Origin of the sequence: Pseudomonas violetae (assembly GCF_023072615.1) — a bacterium.
In the GTDB taxonomy this organism is placed as follows: Bacteria; Pseudomonadota; Gammaproteobacteria; order Pseudomonadales; family Pseudomonadaceae; genus Aquipseudomonas; species Aquipseudomonas violetae.
Window position 1 is genome coordinate 209,618 of record NZ_JAKNRW010000005.1, and the last position, 23,562, is coordinate 233,179.

General features: G+C 58.0%; 29 protein-coding genes and 1 tRNA gene. 18 read left to right on the forward strand and 12 right to left on the reverse strand.

All coding sequences use genetic code 11. The annotated features are described in order from the left end of the window. Positions 1-70 precede the first annotated feature (70 nt). Positions 71-436, forward strand: coding sequence for a histone-like nucleoid-structuring protein, MvaT/MvaU family (locus L9059_RS09675; RefSeq protein ID WP_247290370.1), 366 nt, complete (start codon positions 71-73; stop codon positions 434-436). Between the two features lie 110 nt (positions 437-546). Here L9059_RS09675 and L9059_RS09680 read toward each other — a convergent pair whose 3' ends face one another. Beyond that, complete coding sequence (locus L9059_RS09680) at positions 547-1,059, reverse strand: DUF4946 domain-containing protein (protein WP_247290371.1); 513 nt, start codon at positions 1,057-1,059, stop codon at positions 547-549. A gap of 145 nt (positions 1,060-1,204) precedes the next feature. Between L9059_RS09680 and gloA the strand changes: the two genes are divergently transcribed. Next, positions 1,205-1,726 (forward strand): lactoylglutathione lyase, encoded by a 522-nt coding sequence (gene gloA, locus L9059_RS09685; protein WP_247290373.1) that lies wholly within the window; start codon positions 1,205-1,207, stop codon positions 1,724-1,726. A gap of 79 nt (positions 1,727-1,805) precedes the next feature. Here the strand turns inward: gloA and ahpF are convergent, their stop codons facing one another. From ahpF to L9059_RS09700, 3 genes are all read right to left on the reverse strand, one after another. Next, on the reverse strand, positions 1,806-3,368 hold the full coding sequence (ahpF, locus tag L9059_RS09690) for an alkyl hydroperoxide reductase subunit F (protein ID WP_247290375.1): 1,563 nt from the start codon (positions 3,366-3,368) through the stop codon (positions 1,806-1,808). 140 nt (positions 3,369-3,508) lie between these two features. Beyond that, the gene (gene ahpC, locus L9059_RS09695; RefSeq protein WP_247290377.1) at positions 3,509-4,072 is read right to left on the reverse strand and encodes an alkyl hydroperoxide reductase subunit C; all 564 of its coding nucleotides are present in this window, start codon (positions 4,070-4,072) and stop codon (positions 3,509-3,511) included. 138 nt (positions 4,073-4,210) lie between these two features. After that, positions 4,211-5,149, reverse strand: a complete 939-nt coding sequence (locus tag L9059_RS09700; protein ID WP_247290379.1) for a site-specific integrase — start codon at positions 5,147-5,149, stop codon at positions 4,211-4,213. A 279-nt stretch (positions 5,150-5,428) separates the two neighbouring features. Here L9059_RS09700 and L9059_RS09705 point away from each other — a divergent pair, with 279 nt between their 5' ends. After that, positions 5,429-6,439 (forward strand): DNA-binding protein, encoded by a 1,011-nt coding sequence (locus L9059_RS09705; RefSeq protein ID WP_247290381.1) that lies wholly within the window; start codon positions 5,429-5,431, stop codon positions 6,437-6,439. Here the strand turns inward: L9059_RS09705 and gorA are convergent. Beyond that, on the reverse strand, positions 6,436-7,794 hold the full coding sequence (gene gorA / locus L9059_RS09710; protein WP_247290383.1) for a glutathione-disulfide reductase: 1,359 nt from the start codon (positions 7,792-7,794) through the stop codon (positions 6,436-6,438). The two genes, L9059_RS09705 and gorA, sit on opposite strands and share 4 nt — an antisense overlap. A 129-nt stretch (positions 7,795-7,923) precedes the next feature. Beyond that, complete coding sequence (gene galU, locus L9059_RS09715) at positions 7,924-8,763, reverse strand: UTP--glucose-1-phosphate uridylyltransferase GalU (protein WP_247290385.1); 840 nt, start codon at positions 8,761-8,763, stop codon at positions 7,924-7,926. A gap of 283 nt (positions 8,764-9,046) precedes the next feature. Here galU and L9059_RS09720 point away from each other — a divergent pair, with 283 nt between their 5' ends. Both L9059_RS09720 and L9059_RS09725 read left to right on the forward strand, forming a co-directional pair. Then, entirely contained in the window at positions 9,047-9,241 is a 195-nt protein-coding gene (locus tag L9059_RS09720; RefSeq protein WP_247290386.1) for a hypothetical protein, read from the forward strand. A gap of 139 nt (positions 9,242-9,380) precedes the next feature. After that, complete coding sequence (locus L9059_RS09725) at positions 9,381-9,662, forward strand: lipoprotein (RefSeq protein ID WP_045058309.1); 282 nt, start codon at positions 9,381-9,383, stop codon at positions 9,660-9,662. Between the two features lie 11 nt (positions 9,663-9,673). On the opposite strand, the gene L9059_RS09730 is transcribed toward L9059_RS09725, so the two are convergent. Together L9059_RS09730 and L9059_RS09735 are read right to left on the reverse strand one after the other, a co-directional pair. Then, on the reverse strand, positions 9,674-9,904 hold the full coding sequence (locus tag L9059_RS09730; RefSeq protein WP_247290387.1) for a hypothetical protein: 231 nt from the start codon (positions 9,902-9,904) through the stop codon (positions 9,674-9,676). 71 nt (positions 9,905-9,975) lie between these two features. Beyond that, complete coding sequence (locus L9059_RS09735; RefSeq protein ID WP_247290388.1) at positions 9,976-10,332, reverse strand: hypothetical protein; 357 nt, start codon at positions 10,330-10,332, stop codon at positions 9,976-9,978. Between the two features lie 212 nt (positions 10,333-10,544). Between L9059_RS09735 and L9059_RS09740 the strand changes: the two genes are divergently transcribed. The 12 genes from L9059_RS09740 to L9059_RS09795 all read left to right on the forward strand — a co-directional run bounded on the left by L9059_RS09740 (position 10,545) and on the right by L9059_RS09795 (position 20,399). Next, positions 10,545-10,847: a DUF1883 domain-containing protein gene (locus L9059_RS09740; RefSeq protein ID WP_247290389.1), complete on the forward strand. Its 303-nt coding sequence runs from the start codon at positions 10,545-10,547 to the stop codon at positions 10,845-10,847. 35 nt (positions 10,848-10,882) lie between these two features. Next, a complete protein-coding gene (locus L9059_RS09745; RefSeq protein WP_247290573.1) occupies positions 10,883-11,053 on the forward strand; it encodes a hypothetical protein in 171 nt (56 codons plus the stop codon). 49 nt (positions 11,054-11,102) lie between these two features. Further along, positions 11,103-11,768, forward strand: coding sequence for a DNA oxidative demethylase AlkB (gene alkB, locus L9059_RS09750; RefSeq protein ID WP_247290390.1), 666 nt, complete (start codon positions 11,103-11,105; stop codon positions 11,766-11,768). A gap of 87 nt (positions 11,769-11,855) precedes the next feature. Beyond that, positions 11,856-12,935 (forward strand): bifunctional DNA-binding transcriptional regulator/O6-methylguanine-DNA methyltransferase Ada, encoded by a 1,080-nt coding sequence (gene ada, locus L9059_RS09755; RefSeq protein WP_247290391.1) that lies wholly within the window; start codon positions 11,856-11,858, stop codon positions 12,933-12,935. A 203-nt stretch (positions 12,936-13,138) separates the two neighbouring features. Further along, entirely contained in the window at positions 13,139-14,200 is a 1,062-nt protein-coding gene (locus tag L9059_RS09760; RefSeq protein WP_247290392.1) for an NAD(P)H-dependent flavin oxidoreductase, read from the forward strand. A 119-nt stretch (positions 14,201-14,319) separates the two neighbouring features. Then, complete coding sequence (modA, locus tag L9059_RS09765) at positions 14,320-15,087, forward strand: molybdate ABC transporter substrate-binding protein (protein WP_247290393.1); 768 nt, start codon at positions 14,320-14,322, stop codon at positions 15,085-15,087. Then, positions 15,088-15,768, forward strand: a complete 681-nt coding sequence (gene modB / locus L9059_RS09770) for a molybdate ABC transporter permease subunit (protein ID WP_247290394.1) — start codon at positions 15,088-15,090, stop codon at positions 15,766-15,768. It abuts the gene before it with no gap. A gap of 3 nt (positions 15,769-15,771) precedes the next feature. Further along, positions 15,772-16,851, forward strand: a complete 1,080-nt coding sequence (modC, locus tag L9059_RS09775) for a molybdenum ABC transporter ATP-binding protein (RefSeq protein ID WP_247290396.1) — start codon at positions 15,772-15,774, stop codon at positions 16,849-16,851. A gap of 74 nt (positions 16,852-16,925) precedes the next feature. Then, positions 16,926-17,972 (forward strand): DNA topoisomerase IB, encoded by a 1,047-nt coding sequence (locus tag L9059_RS09780; RefSeq protein WP_247290398.1) that lies wholly within the window; start codon positions 16,926-16,928, stop codon positions 17,970-17,972. Positions 17,973-18,112: 140 nt separating this feature from the next. Continuing rightward, on the forward strand, positions 18,113-19,753 hold the full coding sequence (locus tag L9059_RS09785; RefSeq protein WP_247290400.1) for an ABC-F family ATP-binding cassette domain-containing protein: 1,641 nt from the start codon (positions 18,113-18,115) through the stop codon (positions 19,751-19,753). 81 nt (positions 19,754-19,834) lie between these two features. Further along, positions 19,835-20,056 (forward strand): hypothetical protein, encoded by a 222-nt coding sequence (locus L9059_RS09790; RefSeq protein WP_247290401.1) that lies wholly within the window; start codon positions 19,835-19,837, stop codon positions 20,054-20,056. A 112-nt stretch (positions 20,057-20,168) separates the two neighbouring features. After that, positions 20,169-20,399 (forward strand): hypothetical protein, encoded by a 231-nt coding sequence (locus L9059_RS09795; protein ID WP_247290403.1) that lies wholly within the window; start codon positions 20,169-20,171, stop codon positions 20,397-20,399. A gap of 391 nt (positions 20,400-20,790) precedes the next feature. Here L9059_RS09795 and L9059_RS09800 read toward each other — a convergent pair. Further along, positions 20,791-20,877, reverse strand: a tRNA-Leu gene (locus L9059_RS09800). Between the two features lie 770 nt (positions 20,878-21,647). On the opposite strand from L9059_RS09800, the gene L9059_RS09805 reads away from it, so the two are divergent. After that, a complete protein-coding gene (locus tag L9059_RS09805; RefSeq protein ID WP_247290405.1) occupies positions 21,648-22,046 on the forward strand; it encodes a hypothetical protein in 399 nt (132 codons plus the stop codon). A gap of 22 nt (positions 22,047-22,068) precedes the next feature. On the opposite strand, the gene L9059_RS09810 is transcribed toward L9059_RS09805, so the two are convergent. Genes L9059_RS09810 through dmeF form a run of 3 tightly spaced genes read right to left on the reverse strand, consistent with a single transcriptional unit; the run spans position 22,069 to position 23,551 of the window. After that, positions 22,069-22,251 (reverse strand): DUF1289 domain-containing protein, encoded by a 183-nt coding sequence (locus L9059_RS09810; protein ID WP_247290407.1) that lies wholly within the window; start codon positions 22,249-22,251, stop codon positions 22,069-22,071. Between the two features lie 2 nt (positions 22,252-22,253). Next, entirely contained in the window at positions 22,254-22,610 is a 357-nt protein-coding gene (locus L9059_RS09815; RefSeq protein ID WP_247290409.1) for a hypothetical protein, read from the reverse strand. Positions 22,611-22,642: 32 nt separating this feature from the next. Then, on the reverse strand, positions 22,643-23,551 hold the full coding sequence (dmeF, locus tag L9059_RS09820; RefSeq protein WP_247290411.1) for a CDF family Co(II)/Ni(II) efflux transporter DmeF: 909 nt from the start codon (positions 23,549-23,551) through the stop codon (positions 22,643-22,645). Positions 23,552-23,562: the final 11 nt, after the last annotated feature.

Sequence of the window (23,562 nt, forward strand, 5' to 3'; positions counted from 1 at the left end):
CTTCAACGCGCCTGGCTTATAGCTTTGTTTGCGGCAGGCATCAGTCACATACACTATTGGAGTAAATATATTGTCCAGACTCGCTGAATTTCGTGCCGCTGAAAAGGCCCTTCAAGAGCAGCTCAAGCAGCTTGAGACCTTGAAGAACGACGCCGGGCTCAAGAAAGAAATGGAATTTGAAGAGAAGCTCCAGGGGCTGATGAAAACCTATGGCAAGAGCCTGCGTGACATCATCGCCCTTCTCGATCCGAACCCCGCGAAATCGAGCCTGCAGTTGGCATCCGCCCCAAAAACCCGGCGTGCTCGCGTAGTCAAGGTCTATCACAACCCACACACCGGTGAATCGATTGAAACCAAGGGCGGCAACCACCGCGGCCTGAAATCCTGGAAGGAACAGTACGGTGCGTCGATGGTTGAGTCCTGGCTGCGCGGGTAAGTACTTGCAGTCATAAAAAAGCCCTGCCCGTACAGGGCTTTTTATACATATCGCCACTAAGTTTTTGCTTAATATTTTAGGACAACCCTATTCAACTTGCATGATCACAACTACAGTTTCAAATTGTTGCGAGCCGCTGCTATCTCATCTTTTCCGGCCTTGTAGGCCTCGGCCTGTCCTGCATAAGAAAGTACGTATGCCTTATCGGAGCCCACTGCCGCAACCAGTGTCTGAGTGAGCACGTGTCGTCCGTTCTGGGTAATGGTGCAGGTTGTCTCCAGGGCCTGCAAATCACTCAGGCGGGCCGCATGGATCTTGTTACAAACACTTTGATATCCGCCCTGGAAAAAGTCCTTTTGTACCGATTTGCGCATTTCCAGCAATACGCCTTGCAGGTTGACCTGATGCCCGGGTTCCACCGGGGTCATGGTCAGCTCCATCACCAGCAAGGGCATACCGCCCGGATCGTTTTTTACTGCACGTTGGCGCGAGACTTTCGAGGCGGCGTCGGCCTGGGGAGCGGCTTCTACCTCCCAGCCGCCAGGCCAGGTGATCAGCGGCGGTGCTGCTTGGGCCGCGGCAATTACCGACACCAGGCCGGTCAACAAACAGAATCGAATCATTGCACAGTTGTACTCAAGGTTTGAGTCTTCAAGTCTGGGCCCGCTCCGACTGTCAGGCAATAGCGGACGCTTTGGGTTTGGTGATGTCGAATCCCTTGCGTATCATTGCTGCCATTCGTTAGCCCATTTATTGACCGGAGGGCCCATGAGCCTGCACGAATTGAACACCTTCCCTGGCGTCACCGCACAACCCGACAGCGCCACGCAGAAGTTCGTCTTCAACCACACCATGCTGCGGGTCAAAGACATCACCAAGTCGCTGGATTTCTACACGCGAATCCTCGGTTTCTCCCTGGTGGAAAAACGCGATTTCCCGGAAGCCGAATTCAGCCTCTACTTCCTGGCACTGATCGACAAAGGGCAGATCCCGGCTGACGCCGCTGCACGCACCGAATGGATGAAGTCGATCCCAGGCATCCTGGAACTGACCCACAACCACGGCACTGAAAATGCCCCGGAATTTGCTTACCACAATGGCAACACCGACCCGCGGGGATTCGGTCATATCTGCATCTCGGTCCCTGACATCGTTGCCGCATGTGAGCGCTTTGAAGCACTGGGCTGCGACTTCCAGAAACGCCTGACCGATGGCCGCATGAAAAGCCTGGCCTTCATCAAGGACCCGGATGCCTACTGGGTCGAAATCATCCAGCCCGCTCCGCTCTGAAGCCGCCCCCTACGGTTTTCGACCTCGCACAAAAAACCCCATGCTCTGTCATGGGGTTTTGTGTTTTCAGCCTTGGCGTTTATGCCGGCGCCGAGGTGCGGATCAGGTGATCGAATGCGCTAAGGGAAGCCTTGGCGCCCTCGCCCACCGCAATCACGATCTGTTTATACGGCACCGTCGTCACGTCGCCGGCAGCGAACACGCCGGGCATCGAAGTCTCACCCCGGGCATCGACGATGATCTCACCACGGGGCGACAACTCGATGGTGCCTTTGAGCCAGTCGGTATTGGGCAGCAAACCAATCTGCACGAAGATCCCTTCCAGCTCGACGGTGCGCAGTTCGCCTGACTGACGATCCTTGTAACGCAGCCCATTGACCTTTTGTCCGTCGCCGGTCACATCAGTGGTTTGTGCACTGGCGATCACGGTCACGTTCGGCAAACTGTGCAACTTGCGCTGCAATACGGCATCGGCACGCAGTTGTGCATCGAACTCCAGCAACGTCACATGGGACACGATTCCGGCCAAGTCGATGGCCGCTTCGACGCCGGAGTTACCGCCGCCGATCACCGCCACGCGCTTACCCTTGAACAGCGGGCCGTCGCAGTGCGGGCAGTACGCCACACCTTTGTTGCGGTACTGCTGCTCCCCGGGAACGTGCATTTCCCGCCATCTTGCGCCGGTCGCCAGAATCACGGTCTTGGCCTTGAGCGTTGCACCACTGGCGAAATGAACTTCGTGCAGTTGCCCGTCCCTGCCTGGGATCAACTTGTCGGCGCGTTGCAGGTTCATGATGTCGACGTCGTATTGCTTGACGTGCTCTTCCAGGGCTACGGCCAGTTTTGGCCCTTCGGTTTCCTGCACGGAAATGAAGTTCTCAATAGCCATGGTGTCGAGCACCTGGCCTCCAAAACGCTCAGCTGCCACGCCAGTGCGAATGCCTTTGCGAGCGGCGTAGATTGCGGCCGATGCACCGGCCGGGCCACCGCCCACAACCAGGACATCAAAAGCTTCTTTGGCGCTGATTTTTTCGGCCTGGCGCTCGATACCGCTGGTGTCGATTTTTGCCAGAATCTCTTCTAGACCCATGCGGCCCTGGCCGAAGTTGACACCGTTAAGGTAGATGCTAGGCACGGCCATGATCTGACGCTCATCGACCTCAGCCTGGAACAGCGCGCCGTCGATAGCCACATGGCGAATATTGGGGTTCAGCACCGCCATGAGGTTCAACGCCTGCACCACGTCCGGGCAGTTCTGGCAGGACAGCGAGAAGTAAGTCTCGAAGCTGAACTCACCTTTGATCGAACTAATCTGTTCAATCACTTCAGCGCTGGCTTTCGAAGGATGGCCGCCTACTTGCAGCAGGGCCAGTACCAACGAAGTAAATTCGTGGCCCATGGGGATACCGGCAAAACGCACGCTGATATCGGCACCCGGCCGGTTGATCGAGAACGATGGTTTACGTGCATCGTGACCGTTGTCGAGCAAGGTAATTTGGTTGGAAAGACTGGCGACGTCTTTCAGCAATTCAAGCATTTCCCGGGATTTCGCACCGTCGTCGAGGGAGGCAACGATCTCGATCGGCTGGGTGACCCGTTCCAGGTATGACTTCAACTGGGCTTTAAGATTGACGTCCAACATACGGGCGATTTCCTTTTTGCTGATTCATATAAAGCAGGCATAAAAAAACGCCCGAACGAGTCTCGCCCGGGCGTTTTTATTGGGCGGTTGCAGCTTACTGAGGTGCGGAAACCCGCCCTGACGAGGCTTTTGTCACAGACTTAGATCTTGCCGACCAGGTCCAGGGACGGCGCCAGAGTGGCCTCGCCTTCTTTCCACTTGGCCGGGCAAACCTGGCCTGGGTGAGCCGCTACGTACTGAGCGGCCTTGATTTTGCGCAGCAGCTCGGAAGCGTCGCGACCAACACCGCCATCGTTCAGTTCGACGATCTTGATCTGACCTTCCGGGTTGATCACGAAGGTGCCACGGTCAGCCAGGCCAGCCTCTTCGATCAGCACGTCGAAGTTGCGGGAGATGGCGTGGGTCGGATCGCCGATCATGGTGTACTGGATTTTGCCAATGGCTGGCGAAGTGTTGTGCCAGGCAGCGTGGGCAAAGTGGGTGTCGGTGGAAACGCTGTAGATTTCGACGCCCAGCTTCTGGAAGGTTTCGTAGTTGTCGGCCAGGTCTTCCAGCTCGGTTGGGCACACGAAGGTAAAGTCGGCTGGGTAGAAGAAGACGACCGACCATTTGCCTTTGAGGTCAGCGTCTGAGACTTTTACGAAGTCGCCGTTTTTGAAGGCGTCAGCTTTAAAGGGTTTAACTTGGCTGTTGATGATAGGCATCGATGACTCTCCGTCAGGGGTTGATAAGTTGATGAGATGAATCCTACCTATCCAATCCCTCGATGGCTCATTGGCAAACCTCATGCTGCTGATTGGCTTTCGCTATTAGCCAACTCTATTAATAGAAGAAAATGGAATCTAGGACGCCAATGGCTTTTCAGTAAGGCGCGTCATGCCGGGGAACGGACTGGCTTCGACGTAGCGCATTGCCGATTTCATGTCTTTCCAGCCGACGTAACTCATCAACGATTTCAGATCCCACCCACTCTGATGGGCCCAGGTGGCAAAACCCCGCCGCAAGGAATGGCTGGTGTAGTGTTCAGCGGCGATGCCCGCTCGCTGCAACGCCTGGCGCAATAGCGGAATCACGCTATTGGGGTGCAAACCCTCATCGCTCAAATGCCCCCAACGGTCGATACCGCGAAACACCGGGCCGCGTACCAGCGCGGCGGCGTTGACCCAGGCGATGTACGCCTGCACCGGACACAAGCGCTGGAGCGCTGGCGTCTGGTAGGTCTTGCCGAGATTGTCGCGATCACCCTTGCTGCGCGGCAGGTACAGGCTAATGCCGGCACCGGCGCTGGCTTGGACGTGCTCAATCTGCACCCGGCATAGCTCGTCACTGCGAAAACCCCGCCAGAATCCCAGGAGGATCAGCGCCGTGTCACGCCTGGCTCGCAGCAAGCCCGATTGATCATGTTCGGCCAGGGCGATCTGCGCCTCCCGCTCAAGCCAGGCAATCACCTGCTCCAGATGCTGCAACTGCAAAGGCTCGGCCTGCTTTTCCTGTGCCGGATGCAGCGCGCGAATCCCTTTAAAAACCTTGCGCACCACCGGCGCCTTGGTGGGATCGGCAAAACCCTGGCTGCTATGCCACTGGGCTAGCGCAGACAAGCGCAGCTTGAGGGTATTGATCGATAGCACGCCGGCATGGGCCACCAGATAACGCGCGACGCTATCGGCGGTTGCGGGCAGGAAGCCGCCCCAGCTGACTTCAAAGTGCTCGATGGCTGCGCGGTAGCTGCGTCGGGTGTTGTCGCGCGTGGCGGCGTTTAGATAACGATCCAGATCGCTCATGGAACCTGCCTCCTGTAGGAGCGAGCTTGCTCGCGAGGGTCGTTAACGATGGCCCGGGGGGTCAGGTGGCCCGCGGCGCTTGGGGGGTTTTCGCAAGCAAGCTCGCTCATGCAGGGATTGGTGTACGGATTTGGGGCCGCTGATCCCTGAAATAGCCCGTCACACGGGATAATACCAATATATCCCATGTTATTATTCTGTAATTATGTCTAATTATTTAATCATGGTACAATCGTATTTTCGTGGTATGTACCACAGTACGAAATCGTAGGAGAGCTCATGGCTCGCGGCGGCATTAACAAAGCAGTGGTTCAAACGGCTCGCCTGGCAATCCTTGCCCGGGGCGAACATCCGAGCATTGATGCGGTACGTATAGAAATGGGCAATACCGGCTCAAAGACCACCATTCACCGATATTTAAAGGAGCTCGACGATGGCGGCGAACCCGCAGACACGGTCTGTGAACCCATCGACGACGAGCTCGCGGGGCTGGTAGCCCGCCTCGCCCAGCGACTTAAAGAGCAGGCACAAGAACCCATCGACCAGGCTCGCGCGCAGTTCGATCAGCAGAAAAAGTTGTTGGATGCGCAACTGGCGCAAGCGCAGCAAGCCAATATCGAGCTGCAACAGCAATACGAAGTGCAAACCCTGGCCCTGACCCAGGAGTCGGACACTCTGCAACACACGCTCCTGTTATTGCAGACCGAACAGACTCGCAACGCAGGACTGAGCCAGGCGCTGGCAGACTTCGAATTGCGACTGCAGGACAAGGATGCGCAGATTCGCTCCCTTGAAGAAAAGCATCTGCACGCCCGCGACGCGTTGGAACATTACCGCAACGCCGTCAAGGAACAGCGCGAACAAGAGCAGCGCCGCCATGAGGGGCAGGTGCAACAAATTCAGATGGAGCTTCGCCAAGCTCAACAGAGCGCCCTGATACGCCAGGACGAGATCACGCAACTGCACCGCGACAACGAACGCCTGCTGACGGAGAACCGCGGCACGCTTCGGGAGCTGAGCTTGCTGCAGGAACAGCTCAAGCATACCCATAACCGCCAGGATCAATTGCTGGAACAGGTGAGCCGCATCGACAGCGAGCGCACCCTTCTTCAGGAACGCCTGCGTGCAGCTTTGCTGGAAAGCCAGTCGCTTAAACAGAGCGCTGAGGAGCAGTCGCAGCTAAAAAAGGGATTGGAAATCGAACTGCTCAAGACCCAGGCAAGCCTTGATGACAGCATGCGCCTGGCGGCTGCCGTTGCGACAGCGCCAGTCACGGCAAAGGCCGATTAACCGCCGACAGGCGTGCGCATGGTGACGAACTCTTCGGCGGCCGTTGGATGGACGCCGATGGTTTCGTCGAAGTCCCGCTTGGTCGCACCAGCCTTTAGCGCGATCGCCAAGCCCTGGACAATTTCACCCGCGTCGGGGCCGACCATGTGGCACCCGAGAACCTTGTTGGACTTCGCGTCGACCACCAGCTTCATCAAAGTGCGTTCCTGGCACTCGGTCAGGGTCAGCTTCATCGGCCGGAAACGACTTTCGTAGCTCACCACCTCGTGCCCGGCTTCCAGCGCCTCTTCCTCGGTCAAGCCGACGGTGCCGATATTCGGCAAGCTGAACACCGCTGTCGGGATCATTTTGTAATCCACCGGACGGTATTGTTCGGGTTTGAACAAGCGCCGCGCGACCGCCATACCTTCCGCCAGGGCCACTGGTGTCAACTGGACCCGACCAATGACATCACCCAACGCGAGGATCGACGGGTCGGCAGTCTGGTATTGCTCATCAACTTCCACAAAGCCTTTCTTGTCGAGCTTGACGCCAGTATTTTCCAGGCCAAGGTTGTCCAGCATCGGCCTGCGGCCCGTCGCGTAGAAAATGCAATCAGCTTCCAGCTCACGACCGTCCTTGAGAGTGGCTTTGAGACTGCCATCGGCCTGTTTGTCGATGCGCGCGATGTCGGCGTTGAATTGCAGGTCCATGCCGCGCTTGGTCAGCTCTTCGTGCAAATGCTTGCGCACTGCGCCGTCAAAGCCGCGCAGGAACAGGTCGCCACGATAGAGCAAGGTGGTCTTGGCGCCCAGACCGTGGAAGATCCCCGCGAACTCGACAGCAATGTAGCCACCACCGACTACCAGCACGCGCTTTGGCAGTTCTTTCAGGAAGAACGCCTGGTTGGAGCTGATGGCATGCTCGTGCCCCGGAATTTCCGGGATCTGCGGCCAGCCGCCGGTAGCGATCAGGATGTTCTTCGCGGTGTGGCGCTCGCCGTTGATCTCGACCGTGTGCGGATCAACGATCTTGGCATGCCCCTCGTGCAAGGTCACACCGCTGTTGACCAACAGGTTGTGGTAGATGCCGTTGAGGCGACTGATCTCGCGATCCTTGTTGGCAATCAGGGTCGCCCAGTCGAACTTCGCCTCGGCCAGGCTCCAGCCGAAACCGGACGATTGCTCGAAGTCCTCGGCAAAGTGCGCCCCGTACACCAGCAACTTCTTTGGTACGCAGCCAACGTTCACACACGTGCCACCCAGGTAACGACTCTCTGCCACCGCCACCTTGGCGCCAAACCCGGCGGCAAAACGCGCAGCTCGCACTCCGCCGGAACCGGCGCCAATCACATAAAGGTCAAAATCGTAGGCCATTTTCAATCTCCTCGGCAGGCGAACAGCATACCTGCAGACGCGTGCCGGGCAAGTGTTGAGCATTTATTGGGGGGCCGAAAAAGAAAAAGCCACCCGAAGGTGGCTTTTCATTCCAAGCAATCCTGGCTATCAGTAAGCCTTGCCAGTCTTGTAGAAGTTCTCGAAGCAGAAGTTGGTCGCGTCGATGTAGCCTTCGGCGCCGCCGCAGTCAAAACGCTTGCCTTTGAACTTGTACGCCATGACGCAGCCGTTCTGCGCTTGCTTCATCAGGGCGTCGGTGATCTGGATTTCACCACCCTTGCCGGGCTCGGTTTGTTCGATCAGATCGAAGATGTCTGGAGTCAGGATGTAGCGACCGATGATCGCCAGGTTCGACGGCGCATCTTCAGGTTTTGGCTTTTCAACCATGCTGTGCACGCGGTAGATGTCGTCGCGGATCATCTCGCCGGAGATCACGCCGTATTTGTGAGTCTCCTGCGGATCGACTTCCTGGATGGCCACGATCGAGCAGCGGAACTGCTTGTAAAGCTTGACCATCTGGGTCAACACGCCGTCACCTTCGAGGTTGACGCACAAGTCATCCGCCAGGACCACAGCGAATGGTTCGTCACCGATTAGCGGACGGCCGGTCAGGATGGCGTGACCCAGGCCTTTCATTTCAGTCTGGCGGGTATAGGAGAACGAGCAGTTGTCGAGCAGCTTGCGAATGCCGACCAGGTATTTTTCCTTGTCGGTGCCCTTGATCTGGTTTTCCAGCTCGTAGCTGATGTCAAAGTGGTCTTCCAGCGCGCGCTTGCCGCGGCCGGTCACGATGGAGATTTCGGTCAACCCAGCGTCCAGGGCTTCTTCAACGCCGTACTGGATCAGTGGCTTGTTTACCACCGGCAGCATTTCTTTGGGCATGGCTTTAGTCGCTGGCAGGAAGCGAGTACCGTAACCGGCTGCTGGAAACAAGCATTTCTTGATCATAAAAGTCCTTGTAAGGGCTGTGTGTACGAGTTTCGGCGCAGTCTAATCAGGCGACGGGCACCTTACAATGCCCCGCACTGGCTAACCGATGCCATCATAGAGAAATATTCTGTCAGATAGTTCCCCAGAACAGATCGCCTCCTATAGCTATAGATAGCAGAGAAGCTGCACTTTGCACTTTGGGGAAACCGGTGCGCAATCCCACCACCATACGCCCATCAGCACCCTATGGGTGCATTTGGCGCTATCATTGCGCAATTGAACCAGCCAAAGAGGCAGATAGATGTCGGAAGCAAAAATAGTCAACGGTTACCAGATCAAGCAAGTCAAGCCTGGCGAATGGCGAGTGGCGGGGGCCAACGGCGAAGATGTCGGCGCCGGGGCCTTTCCGTCCGAGGAGATGGCGATCTCGGTAGCCTCGGTACTGGAGCTGGAGCACCCAAGCGCTGGCCGACGCGTTAATAAAGACAAGCGCTGATCAGAGCTTGTCGCAGCCAAGCCCTGGCTCGTTCAGGGCTTTTTTGCGAGATATCGCAATAGAAGTGGCCTTTAGCTATAACCTTTTGATGCCAGCGCTGTCACAGGCTTAGCCCTATCATCCTGACGACGACAACGACATGAATAAATTTTTGCCACTGATTGCAGTATTGGCCCTTAGCGGCTGTGCCACCTCAGAAACCACTTATCTGAACAACGGAGAACAAGGGTTGGCCATCGACTGTTCCGGAGAAGCCAATTCCTGGGCGACCTGCTATGAAAAAGCCGATGCATCCTGCGCGGGCACCGGCTACCGGATCGTCGGCACCGACGGCACGCCTTCGCTGAAGGAAAGCGACAAGACCCTTGGCGTAGACGTGGGTAACTTCAAGAACCGCAGCGTGGTGGTGGTCTGCAAGTAAGGCGCCCTGCCCTACATGTGGATTTCCGCAAATTTGATCCCGAGGCCGCGCACGGTCTCGATCAGATCGTCGAGACGGCTGAAGGACTCGACTTCGTCGTTGTCATCCACCAGGAAATAACTGCGCCCGGCGCTCTTCTTGAAAAAAACGATCCACTCTCCCGGATTCGCCGGATTCTGAATCACGTGGGTGGCCGAAATGTGCCCCTCTGCGTGACGTACCTGTACCTGCTCTCGCTTCATATTCCACTCCAGAAATGACAATGCCGCCAAAGCATTGTGATGGCGGCATTGGTGCTGACAGGCAGATTCTATCAGCCGGAGATGCAGGCAGTCGCGGCATTGCGCACATCCCAGGGGCGCAATGGCACATTGGAAATGCGCTCGTGCAGCTTGATGCTGCTGCCGCCGGAACGGTCTTCGATGTCAAATACCGCGGCCGGCCCCGAAGAAAACTTCTGCGGCACGATGACGCGCACGCCATCCTTCTGCGGCTCGATCTGCAAGGCACCACGGCTGCTGGCGAGCTTCTCGGAAAGGCACTGTGCATATTCATGGGGCTTCTTACCGGAGATCACGCTCATGGTCGGCAGCGTTTCATTGATCTCCGAGACACTTGCGCAACCACTGATCGCCAACGAGAACGGCAGGAACCATACACCCCACTTCATACAAAACCTCCGATAAAGAACCTCCGACAGCACAAACGCTGTTTTTCTCCGAGACTCACTGCGTTTATCGCTCATGGATCTCCAAATAACCGTTTTTAATTGTCAAAGTGGACCATGGCGACCAGATAATAACCTGTTCGGGCTGATAAACTGCGCCAATCGACCAAGCTATCGTTTTGATTTTGTAGAAAAAGCCCTTCTGGAGGCGCCTCATGAAATTTATCCACCAGCGCGAGCACCTCAATGAAGACGACATCGTCGTCATTCAATGCTCGCAAACCTGCAACATCCGATTGATGAACGACGCCAACTTTCGAAGCTTCAAAAATGGTGGTCGCCACACTTACCACGGCGGCGCGTTCGACACTTTCCCAGCGCGGATCACTGCACCGAGCACCGGTTTCTGGAACATCACGATCGACACGGTGAGCAACCGAGCGATCAGCGTGACCCGCAAACCGACCTTGACGCACTCGATCAAGATCATCCGCCGCTCCAGCTCGAAACTGAGCTGAGTGGTATTTCCACCTCCCGACTCGCAGGTATGAACGTGGCCCAGACGACCAAATACGTCATCAAATACAAGCTCAACGGCGAACGCCGGTTCGAGTTCGCTCTGCTTGAAAACGGCACCGCCGAAGAAGCCAAGGCTGCGCTGGACGCGATTCACGGCCAAGGCGCTGATGTCATCAGCGAGATCAGCGTGAGCAAGGCGCTGTAACGCCGACATCTTCCAAACCGCGGATCATTGTCACGATGAGTGATGACCTATGAGACCTGCCACTCCGGATCTTTTCGCCGATCACGAACCTGTACAACCGCCAACGCGCGAGCAGATCGGCGAACAGTCGTGGGTGCTGCGGGGCTTCGTCCTGCCCTGGCTTGAACGCTTGCTGCCGGGACTGGATGCGGTCCTCGCGGCCGCGCCCTTCCGGCAGATGGTCACCCCCGGTGGCTTCACCATGTCGGCCGCCCTGAGCAGCTGCGGCACCTGGGGCTGGACCACCGACCGCAGCGGCTATCGCTACACCCGTCAGGATCCGTTGAGCGGCAAGCTCTGGCCACCAATGCCCGAGGTGTTTCTTCAGTTGGCCCAGGCCGCCGCCCAGGAAGCAGGGTTTGCAGGTTTTGTCCCGGACTCCTGCCTGATCAATCGGTATGCCCCTGGCGCAAAGATGTCATTACACCAAGACAAGAACGAAACCTCCATGGCGGCGCCTATCGTCTCGGTGTCCCTCGGACTGCCGGCGGTATTTCTGTTTGGTGGATTTGAACGCAGTGACAAATGTCAGCGGGTGTCGTTGTTCCATGGCGATGTCGTGATATGGGGCGGTGTCGATCGCTTGCGCTATCACGCAATATTGCCGATCCAGCACGGCCAGCACCTGCGGCTGGGGGAGCAGCGCATCAACTTCACCTTCCGGACGGCGCGGTGACTTTTTCGAGTTCCATCGCAAGCCGCGGAGTGTTGCGTTGCGCTCCACCCACTAGTCTGGATCAAACACTTCAATGCAGGTGAGGCCATGACCACTTCTTCGACGACCATCGCCATTGCGGACGACCCCCGCTGGGCTGCCGTGGTTGCTCGTGATCCGCGAGCAGATGGGCAGTTCGTCTACGCGGTGAAAACCACCGGCATCTATTGCCGCCCCAGTAGCCTTGCGCGGTTACCCAAACCGCAGAATGTGCTGTTCTTCGATACGGCCGAGCAAGCCCAGGCGGCGGGGTATCGCCCAAGCAAAAGGGCTGCCAAGGACCAGAGCGATCTCGCTGCGCAACATGCGGTGACGGTGGCTGCGGCCTGCCGCCAGATCGAAGCCGCCGAGGAAGTGCCGGCGCTCAATGACTTGGCCTCGACTGCAGGTTTGAGCAGCTTTCACTTCCACCGCGTGTTCAAAGCGGCCACCGGCCTGACTCCCAAGGGTTATGCCGCCGCACATCGTGCGCGCAAGGTGCGGGAGCGGCTCGCCGATGGCGGCTCTGTCACAGAGGCGCTGTACGACGCCGGGTTTAACTCCAATAGCCGCTTTTACGCCGCAGCGGACAATGTGCTGGGCATGAAGCCGGCCGATTACCGCGCCGCCGGCCAGAACAACGACATTCGTTTTGCCGTGGGCCAGTGTTCATTGGGCGCGATCCTGGTAGCGCAGAGCGACCGCGGAGTGTGCGCGATCCTGCTGGGGGACGATCCCCATTTACTGGTGTGCGATCTGCAGGATCGGTTCCGCCAGGCCAATCTGCTGGGGGCTGATCAAGCGTTCGAGCAGTTGGTTGCCAAGGTGGTCGGCTTTATCGAGGCCCCGGCCCTGGGCCTGGATTTGCCCCTGGATGTGCGCGGCACCGCGTTTCAGGCGCGGGTTTGGCAGGCTCTGCGCGAGATCCCGGTGGGCAGTACGGCCAGTTATGCTGAAATTGCCCAGCGCATTGGCGCACCCAAAGCCTTTCGCGCAGTGGCTCAGGCTTGTGGGGCGAATCATCTGGCGGTGGCCATTCCTTGTCATCGGGTGGTGCGCAGTGACGGCGATCTTTCAGGGTATCGGTGGGGAGTGGAGCGCAAGCGGGAGTTGCTGGAGCGGGAGTCGCAACCCAGCTGTGTGAAATGAGGCCTGGGTGAAATGACTTCTGTGGGAGCAAAACGGCCTTGCCTCCAACATCAATGGCGACTGACAAGATGCAATCGCAAGCAAGCGCTGCGCACAGTCTTGTGTGGCGGCTACCAGGCAACAGCGATGGCCTTGGCGCCGCCATTGCTGGTACAAATCCACGTCGACGTCCTGCCCTGTTTACCTCCCCGGGAGCCCCCAAAATGAGTCAATGGCCAGACACCCGCATTCTTGACCTGCTTGGCATCGAACTGCCGATCATTCAGGCGCCCATGGCGGGCGCGACCGGTGCCGCCATGGTGATCGCCGCTAGCAACGCCGGGGGATTGGGATCAATGCCCGCCGCCCTGTTGAGCACCGACCAACTGCGCGAAGAACTCAAGGCCATTCGCGCTCAGACCCAACGCCCAATCAACGTTAATTTTTTCTGCCATCAACCGCCTGTGGCCGACGAACAACGTGCCCGGAACTGGAAGAATCTGCTGCAGCCCTACTACCGCGAACTGAGCGTGGACTTCGATGCGCCGACGCCGGTGTCCAATCGCGCGCCGTTTGATAACGCCACCTGCGAGGTCATCGAGGAACTGCGGCCGGAAGTGGTGAGTTTTCATTTTGGCCTGCCCGAGAAATCCCTGCTCGACCGCGTCAAGGCGACTGGCGCAAAGGTGCTGTCGTCCGCCACTACTGTCGAAGAGGCGATCTGGCTGGAGCAGCATGGTTGCGATGCGATCGTTGCCATGGGCAACGACGCGGGCGGTCATCGAGGCATGTTCCTCAGCGATGACGTGAGTAGCCAGGTGGGTACATTCGCCCTGGTACCGCAGATTGTCGATGCAGTGAAGGTCCCGGTGATCGCGGCAGGCGGCATCAGTGACGCCCGCGGCGTGGCGGCGGCGTTCATGCTGGGGGCAAGTGCGGTGCAGGTCGGCACGGCCTATCTGTTTACCCCGGAAGCCAAGGTCAGCGCCGCCCATCACAAGGCACTGCGCACCGCCAGGGAAAGCGACACTGCAGTGACCAATCTTTTCACCGGGCGCCCGGCACGGGGCATTCTCAATCGAGTGATGCGCGAGCTGGGGCCGATGAATGACAAGGCCCCGGCCTTTCCGCTTGCAGGGGGTGCGTTGATGCCACTGCGCGCCAAAGGGGAAGCGGATTTCAGCAACCTCTGGGCAGGCCAGGCGTTTACCCTTGGGGTGGAGATGAGCACGGCGGCGCTGACCCGAAGGCTGGCGGAGGAAGGGCTGGCGAAGCTAATCCGCTAAAGCGCGAGTCGCTGGCGGTCTCGTGTATACAATCGTGTTCCGTTTGCAGGTATTTCGCTATATATTTCCCTACATAGCGTTTGTTCCCGTTGCTTTACATGCCCGTCACGGAGCCGTTCATGACCCTTCGCGCCTCACGTTTTGCCCCTGCTGCCCTTGCCGGCCTGCTGGCTGCCTGCACTTTGGGAGCGGCCCAAGCCGACGAAGTCCAGGTCGCCGTCGCATCCAACTTCACCGCCCCCATCCAGGCGATCGCTACCGACTTCGAGAAAGACACCGGACACAAGCTGGTGGCTGCATACGGTGCAACCGGCCAGTTCTACGCGCAGATCAAGAACGGCGCGCCCTTCGAAGTGTTCCTGTCAGCCGATGACACCACGCCGCAGAAACTTGAAACAGAAGGCGATACCGTCAAGGGTTCACGTTTCACCTACGCCATTGGCACCCTGGCGTTGTGGTCGGCCAAGGAAGGATACGTCGACAGCGAGGGCAAGGCCCTGAGCGATAATCAGTATCAGCATCTCTCCATTGCCAACCCGAAAGCGGCGCCTTACGGGCTGGCCGCTACCCAAGTACTGGCCCAGCTGGGCCTCACCGATCAAGTCAAAGCAAAGATCGTCGAAGGCCAGAACATCACCCAGGCCTACCAGTTCGTGTCCACCGGCAACGCAGAACTCGGTTTCGTCGCCTTGTCGCAGATTTACAAAGACGGCAAAGTGACCGGTGGCTCGGCCTGGGTCGTTCCGGCCGACATGCACGACCCGATCAAGCAGGACGCGGTGATACTCAACAAGGGCAAGGACAGTCCAGCCGCCAGGGCTTTGGTTGAATACCTGAAGGGGCCAAAAGCCGCCGCCATTATCAAATCCTATGGTTATCAACTTTAAATGAGCCTGACGAGTGCCGATTTTGCTGCCATCTGGCTGACCCTGAAACTGGCGTCGCTGACGACGGTGATCCTGTTGGTGATCGGCACTCCGATCGCGTTATGGCTGTCGCGTACCACATCCTGGCTACGCGGCCCGGTCGGGGCAATCGTCGCCCTGCCCCTGGTCTTGCCCCCTACGGTAATTGGCTTCTATCTGTTACTTGCGCTGGGCCCCCACGGCTTTATCGGCCAGTTCACCCAATCACTAGGGCTTGGCACCCTCTCCTTCAGTTTTGCAGGCCTGGTGATCGGCTCGGTGCTCTACTCCATGCCATTTGTGGTGCAACCCCTGCAAAATGCTTTTTCGGCTATCGGCACGCGCCCACTGGAAGTGGCGGCGACGTTGCGGGCCAGTCCCTGGGACACTTTTTTCAGCGTGATCCTGCCCCTGGCACGACCCGGCTTCGTAACGGCGGCCATTCTCGGCTTTGCCCATACGGTCGGCGAATTCGGCGTAGTGCTGATGATCGGCGGTAACATCCCGGACAAAACACGGGTGGTCTCCGTCCAAATCTACGACCATGTCGAAGCCATGGAATATGCCCAGGCACATTGGCTGGCCGGGACGATGCTGGTCTTTTCGTTTGCCGTGTTGCTGGCGCTCTACTCCAGCCGCAAGACCCGTGCGGGCTGGAGCTGATCGATGATTCAGATGCGTTTGAAACTGGACTATCCGGGGTTTGCCCTGGATCTCGACCTGCAATTACCCGGTCGTGGAGTGACGGCGCTGTACGGGCATTCCGGCTCCGGGAAGACTACCTGCCTGCGTTGCATCGCCGGGCTGGAGAAGGCTGAACAGGGTTTTATCCAGGTTAATGATGAAGTGTGGCAAAACAGCGCGAAGAAGATTTTTGTGCCTGCACACAAGCGCGCCCTGGGGTACGTTTTCCAGGAAGCGAGCCTGTTTCCTCATCTGTCGGTGCTGGCCAATCTGCAGTTCGGCCTCAAGCGCATTCCGACCTCGCAGCGCAGGGTCGACATGGCGCACGCCACCGAGCTGCTGGGAATTGGCCATCTGCTCGATCGCCATCCGCTCAACCTGTCAGGGGGTGAGCGCCAGCGCATCGGCATCGCCCGTGCATTGCTCACCAGCCCCAGGCTCCTGCTGATGGATGAGCCGCTGGCGGCGCTCGACAGCCAGCGCAAGAACGAGATACTTCCCTACCTGCAGCGCCTGCACGACGAACTGGAGATTCCGGTGCTGTACGTCAGCCACTCGCAGGATGAAGTGGCGCGCCTGGCCGATCATATCGTCCTGCTCAGCGACGGTAAGGCCCTGGCCAGCGGCCCGATCGGTGCAACCCTGGCACGTCTCGACCTGCCACTGGCGCTGGGTGACGACGCTGGCGTGGTCATCGAGGGCCTGGTCAGCGCCTACGACGCCGACTACCAGTTGTTGACGCTGCAACTCCCCGCCAGCGACATGAGCATTCGCGTGGCGCACTCCCCGATGAGCCAAGGCCAAGCGCTGCGGTGCAAGGTTCAGGCGCGGGATGTCAGCCTGAGCCTGCACAGCGTCGAGAAAAGTAGCATTCTCAATCGCCTGCCCGTCACGGTGATCAGTGAAATGCCCGCCGATAACACCGCTCACGTATTGATACGCCTCGAAGTGGGCGGCACGCCGCTGCTGGCTCGCATCACCCGTTATTCCCGGGATCAGTTGGGCGTGCACCCCGGTCAGCACCTGTGGGCGCAAATCAAGGCGGTGGCGGTGCTGTCTTGAATCCGCCGGCACCACTGCAACGGCGTGCGGTCAATGGCTGTAACGGCCACTGATTCCAAGCCAGGACTACCGCCATGCACGATACCGATCTGCCCGTTGCACTGCCACCCGCCCTGCTCTATGTCGACGACACGCAACCCGGAATCACCCGCAGGAAATTGCGCGGCAAGTTCTGCTACTTCGACGTGAATGGCCAGCGCATCACCGATCAGGACGAGGTCAAACGCATCAATGCCCTCGCGGTACCGCCGGCCTACACCGACGTGTGGATTTGCGCCGATCCGCGAGGCCACCTGCAAGCTACCGGTCGTGATGCACGCGGTCGCAAACAATACCGTTATCACGCGCGGTGGCGCGAGGTACGCGACGCCGATAAATATTCGCGCCTGAGAGATTTCGGCCTGGCTTTGCCCAAGTTGCGCAAGCAGCTTGAAGTATTGCTGCAGGCCCCGGGTTTCAGTCGTGACAAGGTTATGGCCACTGTCATCACCTTGCTTGACGCGACCCTGATCAGAGTCGGCAACACCCAATACGCGCGGGACAACCGCTCTTATGGCCTGACTACCCTGCGCAGCCGTCATGTTGAAGTCAACGGCAGTGCGATCCTGTTCCAGTTCCGCGGCAAGAGCGGTGTCGAACACCAGATCACCGTCAAGGATCGGCGCTTGGCGCGGATCATCAAGCGCTGCCTGGAAATTCCGGGGCAGAACCTGTTCCAGTATCTGGACGAAAACGGTGAGCGCCACACAGTGAGTTCTTCAGACGTCAACGCCTACCTGCAAACGCTCACTGGCGCCGACTTCACCGCCAAGGATTACCGCACTTGGGCGGGCAGCGCGCTGGCGTTGTCAGTGCTGCGCGAGTTGCACTGGGAGCCGGAGTCGGACGCCAAGCGGCATGTGGTGGAAATGGTGAAGAATGTCGCCAAACAACTGGGCAACACCCCGGCGGTGTGTCGTAAGTGCTACATCCATCCGGCTGTAATGGAGGTTTTCCTCCTGGGCGCTCTGGCTGAACTGCCGAGACCAAGAACGCGCAAAGGACTGCGAGCCGAGGAAGTTGGCTTGGCGATGTTCCTGGAGAAATGGGGCAAAGCTACGCACGACGCCGACTTGCGATAATCCTCGAAATACTTGTAGGCTAGGCATCCCCGCTCTCACAGGTTGACCTTCGACGTGAATAACTAAGCCTTCCAGAAATGCGCTCGCGACAAGCCGTTCATTGCGCTTGTTGATCTTCTCGAGATTTTTCGGAGGTGCCGATGACTCACGTCACGCGTCTGCCTGCACTCGTTTCCCTGAACCAACTGGGCTTTCATTTCGCCGATGGCGAAACAATTTTTAACGGCCTCAACTTAAAATTTGATCGCGTCCCCACCGCCATCGTCGGCCGAAACGGCAGCGGCAAAAGCGTGCTGGCACGCTTGATTGCGGGACAGCTGCGGCCCACCTCCGGGACCCTGACGGTCCAGGGCCGGGTCGCCTATGTAGCACAATATCTTCCCGACGAGCCGGGGCATACTGTCGCCGATGCGACGGGTACTCGTGCGGTGTTGCAAGCATTGGCGAGAGTCGAGCTTGGCCACGCTGGCGACGAGGACCTGCAAGCCCTGGCCGGGCGTTGGAACCTGGCTGCTCGCCTGCGCAGGCAACTCGACGACGCGAGGCTTTGCCACGTCAATCCCGATACCCCGACCCACACTTTGAGCGGGGGCCAACAGGCGCTGGTTGCATTGATCGGTGCGTTCCTGGGTGATGCGCAGTTGATCGTTCTGGATGAGCCAACCAACCACCTGGACGAAGAAGCGCGTGGTTGGCTAATGCATCAATTGGCACAGTGGCGCGGTGGTCTGATCGTGGTCAGCCATGATCGGCGATTGCTGAGTAGAGTTGATCGAATCGTCGAAATCAGCCCAATCGGCGCCAGGACCTTTGGCGGCAATTATGCTGAGTTTCAGGCTCAGCGGGAGACGGAAAAGGCGGCGGCGCACGCAATGCTTGATCAGGCCCGCACCGAGCGCAAACGCGAGAGCACCCGCCTGCAACACGAACATGACACTGTGCAGCGCCATGCCGCCTCGACCCGAAAGAAGGCGGAGATCGCCAACGTCTCGGGCTTCGAGCGGGCAAAAATAAAGAGCGCGGCCAGGGACGCCATGGGCCCGCTTCGCCAGACTCATCAAGCGCGCAAGGACGGCCTGGTGGCCAGGGTGCGCGATGCCAGCGCCAGAGTTCTGGTCGAGGACAGTGTGCTGGTCAACCTGCCCGGCACCCGGGTCCCGGCTAATCGCCAGGTGCTGACGTTACTCAATATGCACCCTGCCCCTGCAGGGGTGGCGACGGCCAGTCTGACCTTATCCATCGCAGGCCCCATGCGCATCGCAGTCAGCGGACCCAACGGTTGCGGTAAAACTACTTTATTGCGCACGCTGGCCGGGTACATCGCCCCGCGTAGCGGTCAGTGCCAGACCCACGTCCCCTGCGCCTTTCTCGATCAGCATCTGGCGATACTCGATGACCAGCACTCCGTCCTCGAACAACTGCACATGCAAGGTACTCCGTTACCAGAGGATATCCTGCGCAGCCAGCTGGCGCATTTGCAACTGAACGCCGACCGGATCACACGACCTTGCGGTTCGCTGAGCGGCGGCGAACGCCTGAAGGCCGCTATCGCCGTCGCGTTCTGGGGCCAGACGCCTGCGCAGTTACTTTTGCTGGACGAGCCGACTAATCACCTCGACCTTGAGTCTGTAGAAGCTTTTGAGAAAGCTCTGCAGACTTTTCCCGGTGCGATCATCGCGGTTTCCCATGACGAGCATTTCCTGGCGGCACTGGCGACGACCCACCTGCTCAAATGGCACCCGCAGGGATGGCTGCTGTCACCCAATACGCTGGATCAGTAGAAAATTTGCGCTACGGAATTTTTGCACGATTGCAAATGGCTCCTATAGTTGATGTGAACAAGAATCTGCTGCGGTGGAGCCATGGAAGACATATTCGTCGTCAAGCGTTGCAACAAGATCATCATCCATGGCCGCAGAGCCGGTGAAGTCAGCCATGCGCCGCCCGATGCAACGGTCTGGTACCGCGTGGCGGACACGCGCACCCGCGGCTTCATCGGCGACGGATTCGATCTGGAAGAAGACGCGCGCCGCGAATGCAAGCGCCTCAATGACAGGTCGTGTGTGACGGCCCGACAGGGCTGAAGTTCGGGTCTATACTTGAAGCGCTGACGGAGCAGCTTACCCATCGGCAGACTGCTCGCACCTTGCGAGGTTTTTGCTGCCATTTACCAGGTTTCTTGAACGGAGGTGTGTCATGTCCGAAAAAGAGTCCATCACCACCCTGCTTACCCTGCTTGATTCACGCCAGGCGCGACTGGCGGCTGCGTGCAAGGAAATTGCCGACTGGGTCGATCATCAAGGGGGGCACCCGACTGCCCTGCGCATCCGTGATCGGCTAAATGACATTGAAAAAGACACGCCGCTGATTCGTAACACGCTGTCTTCGCTGCAACCGATCGACAGGCCGCTGCCGCGATTCAGATAGTTCGACCTGGACACCTCGATGCACACACTGGTCTGACTCAGGACGCATGAATGGCGACGTGATCGTCACCGTCTGCGTCCTTGCCTGGTTGTCCTTTCTCCCCCGCTTTTGTCGCTCCGGTCTGGCACAGTTTCTTTCACGCCCCTTTCACATCTGGTGCCCTACAGTGGATTCACTCCTTTGATGAATCCCCTTGACCCGCCCGCATGCGGGTCATTTTTTTGCGTTGGGATTTAGTGGGCGCCCATGTAATGGAACTAGCCAATTCAACACTTTTCAAATCCCATAGGCCCCGATTTGAGACTGCCTCCGGGGTTCGAGGAGCGCGCATTTAAAAATGCGCAACAAAAAGGGCCTGCATGAAGTATCTCATGCAAGCCCTTGATATATATGGTGCCCGAAGCCGGAATCGAACCGGCACGCCCTTACGAGCGGGGGATTTTAAGTCCCATGCGTCTACCAGTTTCGCCATTCGGGCGGTAGCGCGGTGAAGCAGCCTGAACCTGGCCAACGAAAATCTGGCAGATACGACGCTTATGCAGCAGAGGTGGGAATATATACATCCCGACCGGGTGAAGCAAGTTCCCAAGCGACCTTTTCAAGACTAAATCTTGCAAGTCTGCTTGGTTAAATCTCTCAGCGAATCATGGATCTAGAGCGCATGTCTACAGTGGTGGGCGAAGTCGCACACTGGCGAATGAAGAATATCCCTCCATTACCTGTAAAACTAGCCATTTCAATAGGTTATCAGCTTTTTGGCTGCGTAAGCTACTGATTTCAAAGAGATGCCTACCAGACGTATCCCCCCGTCCGGATCGCTTGGCACGCCTTCTCTAACTAGAAACAGACATCTCCACTGGACAGCCTCGCGCCCGACAAATCTTCTCGTTGCACCGTCAGCAAATGCGTCGCGCATCATCCTGGACATTGGTTAGCAAACCTAGAGCCCTTTCAAGTAAGGGGGCTAGCGTTTGCTGCTGTTCGGTGGTGAGCGTTTCCAGGACCTGTGCGTGACCTGCGCACGGGCCTGCAACACCTTGCAGGCCCGCTGTTGGCCCTCAGGAGTGACACGCAATACCACGGCTCGCGCATCTTTTTCACTGCGAAGGCGTTCAACCAAGCCTTCCGGCTAAATCAGCCGCACCGGACCGGACCGGAAACAGGCTGCACCTATGAATACCGAAACCCTACGATATAAAAAGCAATTCAAAACCATCCCCGGCAAGCGTATCGACTGAGGGGAACAAAATGGCTCTTGAAGATAATTTTTTCATTGAAACCCTATTGCCGAGCGCGATTCTCCGACCTTTAAGCAAGGCTGAGCACTCAGAGTATCGCCGCCCGTTCTTGAGGGCGGGTGAAGATCGTCGCACCACGCTGGCAGGGCCGCGGCAATTACCGATTGCTGGTGAGCCTGCCGATACCGTTGCACTAATTGCCAGCTACGCGGACTACCTTTCGAACTCGAAAGACGTGCCAAAGCTCTTCATAAATGCTGAGCCAGGCGCATTCCTGGTTGGTTTCGCACGCGACTTTGTGCGTACATGGCCGAACCTCAAAGAAGTAACAGTCAAAGGCGCTCATTTTATTCAGGAAGATTCGCCGCATGAGATTGGTGAAGCTATCTCTGAATGGCTGCCTGACTGAAGCGGCCATCCAGTGCATGTCACTATCCGCGTGCTTTCTTCAGCCCTTTCAAGCGTACATTCGCCCTTTGCACAGCGGCCATTTTTTCAGGCCGCTTCATGCGTTTCCACTTTCTGATGTCTTCCTTGCTGCGCCCGCAGCTCACACACATATCACCACTCAGCTGGCAAACGGAGATGCAGGGGTTTTCGATGTCTTTAGCCATCATCAATAACCTTTGGCCAGACGCTTCTGCCAATCGCCACCGTGAGTGCGCTGGCACTCTTCCTCGGAGTCAAAGCGGACACTGCGGTCTGAAGGGCTCAGATCGATGTTAGCCTCATTGAACGCGATGGCCGTCAACTCAAAAATGCGCGCCTTGGCGCCAACCAGGGCGAGCTTTCTGTCGGCGAGGGTTTCGAATACCCAGATTACCTTCAGGGTTTCATCCAACGCGTTCAGGTCAGCGATGTGGGTGAGCCAAGTAAAGCCTTTGATTTCAGCTTTTGCTGTTTCGCATGCTTCGGTGAGCGTGGTAATCAATCGGCGCTCGACCCGCGCCAGTTCACGTTTCCCTATGGGCATTGCAGGTTCCTTTGAAGACAATGGAGGGGTAATCAGACCGGTCTAAACTCGACCGTCAGATGACTGACTTCGTGAACCGACTTGAGACGTTCACGAATGCTGTCTGCGTTCGCAGTTGCCTCACCGAGGACGCTCACGATGGCTGCATGGGCTTGCGGCCCAACCCGCCAAACGTGCAAGTCCGTGATAGTGGCATCCCCCGGTTTCTCAACCAGCTCGCGGATTTCCTCGGCAACGTGCGTATCAGTCTGATCCAGCAGTACACCTGCAGTGACCCCCATCAAGGTCCATGCCCAGCGCGCGATAACGACTGCGCCGACGATGCCCATGACCGGATCCAGCCATACCCAACCAAGATACCGGCCGGCGAGAAGTGCCGCGATGGCCAGAACCGAAGTCAGCGCGTCTGCGATGACGTGGACGTAGGCAGATTTCAGGTTGTTGTCGTGGCCGTGATGGGCATGATCATGATCGTGGCCATGACTGTGCCCATGGCCCAGCAGGAGAGCACTGACAATATTGACGATCAAACCGGCAATCGCGATGAGCGTCGCGGTGCCGAACTGAACGTCCGTTGGCTGCAAGAGGCGCATGACAGACTCAACGCCAATTCCCAGAGAGACCATACCAAGAATTAATGCCGAGGCGAATCCTCCCAAGTCTCCAACCTTTCCTGTGCCGAAACTGTAGCGCTGGCTGGAAGCGTGGCGTTTCGCGTATCCGTAAGCGGCCGCCGCGATGCCCAATGCGCCGGCATGGGTTGCCATATGAAAGCCATCGGCCAGTAACGCCATCGAGCCCGTGATATAGCCGGCGGTGATCTCGCCCACCATCATCACAACGGTCAGCGCCACAACCCAAAGCGTTCGCTTCGCATTTTCGTCGTGTGCTGAACCAAGGAACACATGGTCGTGCGTGTAGTTAATGTTCGTACTGTTCATTAGTGTATGCC

Coding starts and splice junctions, on each gene's coding strand:
- gloA (WP_247290373.1), top strand. CDS start 1,205: ATGAGCCTGCACGAATTGAACACCTTCCCTGGCGTCACCGCACAACCC.
- ada (WP_247290391.1), top strand. CDS start 11,856: ATGACCACTTCTTCGACGACCATCGCCATTGCGGACGACCCCCGCTGG.
- L9059_RS09725 (WP_045058309.1), top strand. CDS start 9,381: ATGAATAAATTTTTGCCACTGATTGCAGTATTGGCCCTTAGCGGCTGT.
- L9059_RS09760 (WP_247290392.1), top strand. CDS start 13,139: ATGAGTCAATGGCCAGACACCCGCATTCTTGACCTGCTTGGCATCGAA.
- L9059_RS09810 (WP_247290407.1), bottom strand. CDS start 22,251: ATGGCTAAAGACATCGAAAACCCCTGCATCTCCGTTTGCCAGCTGAGT.
- dmeF (WP_247290411.1), bottom strand. CDS start 23,551: ATGAACAGTACGAACATTAACTACACGCACGACCATGTGTTCCTTGGT.
- L9059_RS09790 (WP_247290401.1), top strand. CDS start 19,835: ATGGAAGACATATTCGTCGTCAAGCGTTGCAACAAGATCATCATCCAT.
- L9059_RS09700 (WP_247290379.1), bottom strand. CDS start 5,149: ATGAGCGATCTGGATCGTTATCTAAACGCCGCCACGCGCGACAACACC.
- L9059_RS09720 (WP_247290386.1), top strand. CDS start 9,047: ATGTCGGAAGCAAAAATAGTCAACGGTTACCAGATCAAGCAAGTCAAG.
- L9059_RS09740 (WP_247290389.1), top strand. CDS start 10,545: ATGAAATTTATCCACCAGCGCGAGCACCTCAATGAAGACGACATCGTC.
- modB (WP_247290394.1), top strand. CDS start 15,088: ATGAGCCTGACGAGTGCCGATTTTGCTGCCATCTGGCTGACCCTGAAA.
- L9059_RS09680 (WP_247290371.1), bottom strand. CDS start 1,059: ATGATTCGATTCTGTTTGTTGACCGGCCTGGTGTCGGTAATTGCCGCG.
- L9059_RS09735 (WP_247290388.1), bottom strand. CDS start 10,332: ATGAAGTGGGGTGTATGGTTCCTGCCGTTCTCGTTGGCGATCAGTGGT.
- modC (WP_247290396.1), top strand. CDS start 15,772: ATGATTCAGATGCGTTTGAAACTGGACTATCCGGGGTTTGCCCTGGAT.
- L9059_RS09780 (WP_247290398.1), top strand. CDS start 16,926: ATGCACGATACCGATCTGCCCGTTGCACTGCCACCCGCCCTGCTCTAT.
- modA (WP_247290393.1), top strand. CDS start 14,320: ATGACCCTTCGCGCCTCACGTTTTGCCCCTGCTGCCCTTGCCGGCCTG.
- L9059_RS09795 (WP_247290403.1), top strand. CDS start 20,169: ATGTCCGAAAAAGAGTCCATCACCACCCTGCTTACCCTGCTTGATTCA.
- ahpC (WP_247290377.1), bottom strand. CDS start 4,072: ATGCCTATCATCAACAGCCAAGTTAAACCCTTTAAAGCTGACGCCTTC.
- ahpF (WP_247290375.1), bottom strand. CDS start 3,368: ATGTTGGACGTCAATCTTAAAGCCCAGTTGAAGTCATACCTGGAACGG.
- L9059_RS09805 (WP_247290405.1), top strand. CDS start 21,648: ATGGCTCTTGAAGATAATTTTTTCATTGAAACCCTATTGCCGAGCGCG.
- galU (WP_247290385.1), bottom strand. CDS start 8,763: ATGATCAAGAAATGCTTGTTTCCAGCAGCCGGTTACGGTACTCGCTTC.
- gorA (WP_247290383.1), bottom strand. CDS start 7,794: ATGGCCTACGATTTTGACCTTTATGTGATTGGCGCCGGTTCCGGCGGA.
- L9059_RS09785 (WP_247290400.1), top strand. CDS start 18,113: ATGACTCACGTCACGCGTCTGCCTGCACTCGTTTCCCTGAACCAACTG.
- L9059_RS09815 (WP_247290409.1), bottom strand. CDS start 22,610: ATGCCCATAGGGAAACGTGAACTGGCGCGGGTCGAGCGCCGATTGATT.
- L9059_RS09730 (WP_247290387.1), bottom strand. CDS start 9,904: ATGAAGCGAGAGCAGGTACAGGTACGTCACGCAGAGGGGCACATTTCG.
- L9059_RS09705 (WP_247290381.1), top strand. CDS start 5,429: ATGGCTCGCGGCGGCATTAACAAAGCAGTGGTTCAAACGGCTCGCCTG.
- alkB (WP_247290390.1), top strand. CDS start 11,103: ATGAGACCTGCCACTCCGGATCTTTTCGCCGATCACGAACCTGTACAA.